At 48.8% G+C, this 2,872-nt stretch carries 2 protein-coding genes; both read left to right on the top strand.

Annotation, left to right across the window (positions count from 1 at the left end; translation table 11 throughout):
- Positions 1-381 precede the first annotated feature (381 nt).
- Entirely contained in the window at positions 382-1,923 is a 1,542-nt protein-coding gene (locus PSF11_RS21110; RefSeq protein ID WP_000050481.1) for an IS91-like element ISCR1 family transposase, read from the top strand.
- Positions 1,924-2,304: 381 nt separating this feature from the next.
- On the top strand, positions 2,305-2,868 hold the full coding sequence (gene dfrA10 / locus PSF11_RS21105; RefSeq protein ID WP_001027119.1) for a trimethoprim-resistant dihydrofolate reductase DfrA10: 564 nt from the start codon (positions 2,305-2,307) through the stop codon (positions 2,866-2,868).
- The last annotated feature ends 4 nt before the right edge of the window (positions 2,869-2,872 follow it).

Here is a 2,872-nt window from a genome sequence, read left to right as displayed (position 1 = left end):
AAATATCTCCTTTTGGGTTGTTAATAAAACATCCAATAAGTTGACTGTGCGTGAAAAAGAAAGTTTTGTGTGATGGCGTTGAAGATCGCACCGTTAAGCTCTTATGTGGGATGGTGCAGAGCTCGACGACTACCGATAAAACGCAACCGCCGCAAACAGACAAGAAAAAGCCCCAACTGATAACAGTTGGGGCTTCAGTATTGTGATTGGTGGAGCAATAGCACCCTGAACCCAAAACCTTCTCGCTCAACCGGTAGTGGCTGATAACAACTCGTGAGGGCTATTGCGGGTTAAGCATTTAGCGATGTCTAGGGCCAGACTGGACGTCTGAACGCAAGCCGCTGATACTGTACATAACCACAGTATCAGCGGAGGATACCCATGTCGCTGGCAAGGAACGCCACGGCGAGTCAATCGCCCACTCAAACAAACGGTTACGAACGCCACCAACCCGACCAGACGCTGCTCTACCAGCTGGTTGAGCAGCACTACCCAGCCTTCAAAGCCTCACTCGAAGCCCAAGGTCAACACCTGCCTCGCTACATCCAACAAGAATTCAACGACCTCCTCCAATGTGGCCGTCTGGAGTATGGTTTCATGCGGGTTCGCTGCGAGGATTGTCATCACGAGCGTCTGGTCGCCTTCAGCTGTAAACGACGCGGCTTTTGCCCTAGCTGCGGTGCCCGCCGGATGGCCGAGAGTGCGGCGCTGCTGATAGACGAAGTCTTCCCCAAGGAGCCCATTCGCCAGTGGGTGCTCAGCTTTCCTTTCCAGCTACGCTTTTTGCTGGCTCGCCATCCCCAGCTGATGGGCCAGGTCTTGAGTATCGTCTATCGTACACTCTCAACTCATCTGATCAAAAAAGCCGGTTACACCAAAGCCTCTGCACAAACTGGCTCAGTGACTCTTATCCAACGCTTTGGCTCCGCGCTAAATCTCAATGTCCACTACCACATGCTGTTTCTCGATGGTGTCTATGCCGAAGATGACTATGGCAAGCAACGCTTCCATCGTGTCAAGGCACCCACTTACGATGAGCTGAATACGCTCGCTCACACCCTCAGCCATCGCATCGCTCGCTGCATGGAAAAGCGTGGGATTTTGGAGCGTGATGCCGAGAATACGTGGTTGACACTGGAAGAGGGCGAAGACGATACGCTGACTCAATTACATGGTGCTTCGGTTACGTATCGCATTGCCGTCGGCCCCCAGCAAGGGCGCAAAGTCTTCACCCTGCAAACCTTGCCAGGGCGTGAGGATAAAGCCGACTCAAGCAGTCGAGTAGCCAACCATGCTGGTTTCTCGCTACACGCCGGTGTGATGGCCGAAGCGCATCAGCGGGATAAGCTTGAGCGCTTGTGTCGCTACATTAGTCGGCCAGCGGTTTCAGAAAAACGTCTGGCATTAACCGCCAATGGGCAGGTGCGTTACGAGCTCAAAACTCCGTACCGCAATGGCACCACCCATGTGATCTTCGAGCCGCTGGACTTCATCGCCAAACTCGCTGCGTTGGTACCTAAGCCGCGAGTCAACCTCACACGCTTCCACGGCGTCTTTGCACCGAACAGCAAACACCGAGTTCAAGTAACACCCGCCAAGCGGGGCAAGAAGCCCGACAAATCGGAAGGTCTCGATACTAACTGGCGTGACAAGAGTCCTGCAGAGCGCCACCGCGCCATGACCTGGATGCAACGCCTCAAGCGAGTCTTCAATATTGATATTGAAGTCTGCGAACACTGCGGCGGTCACGTCAAAGTGATTGCCAGCATCGAAGATCCGAAGGTCATTGAGCAGATTCTCAAGCATCTGAAACAGAAAACAGCCAAGGCGAATGCCGCCAAGCAGCGTGAGCTGCCACCAGAACGAGCGCCGCCACTGACTCCCAGCCTGTTCGATCCATCACAGAGTCGTCTCTTTGACTGACGACCCCAAATCCAACACTGCTCAACACTGCCAACTTTTAAACGGGGCGGTGGGGCAGTTTGTATCTCTCGAGCTATCAGGCTAGAGATTTTACCGCCAAATCGAACCTTATTAGAGCGGTTTAGGCTGGACCGGCAGTTAAAATTGGGGCTTGAGCGGTAAACGAGTGAGGGAATTTCAGGTAAGATACTTCGGATGAGGAGCAAAAAGGTGGTTTATACTTCCTATACCCGTAACTGCTTACAGTGAGTTTGAAGAAACCAGAGCAAACTACAAAAGTGAAGGTGAATGTATCAAGAAACTAATAGCTCAAGGTCGTGAGCGTATTGATATTGGAACCAGTAATGGTACTTGTTATTACATTCCTAATGGATACTACAAATGAATATATCACTTATCTTTGCCAATGAATTAATTACCAGAGCATTCGGTAATCAAGGCAAATTACCTTGGCAATTCATTAAAGAAGATATGCAGTTCTTCCAGAAGACTACAGAAAATTCTGTAGTCGTTATGGGATTAAATACATGGAGATCTCTACCTAAGATGAAGAAGCTTGGTAGAGACTTCATTGTCATATCTTCAACTATCACAGAGCACGAAGTGCTCAACAATAATATCCAAATATTCAAATCATTTGAGAGCTTCTTAGAAGCATTCAGAGACACAACCAAACCAATCAATGTCATTGGTGGTGTTGGTTTATTATCTGAAGCGATAGAACATGCTAGCACTGTTTACATGAGTTCTATTCATATGGTTAAACCTGTTCATGCTGATGTGTATGTACCGGTAGAACTAATGAATAAACTCTATAGTGATTTCAAATATCCAGAAAATATTCTATGGGTAGGTGATCCAATAGATTCTGTGTATAGCTTGTCTATTGATAAGTTTGTTAGACCAGCTTCGCTGGTTGGGGTGCCAAATGATATTAATACGTGATTAC

Origin of the sequence: Providencia sp. PROV119 (assembly GCF_028482435.1) — a bacterium.
Taxonomy (GTDB): Bacteria; Pseudomonadota; Gammaproteobacteria; order Enterobacterales; family Enterobacteriaceae; genus Providencia; species Providencia stuartii.
This window is presented reverse-complemented; position numbering and strand designations above follow the sequence as displayed.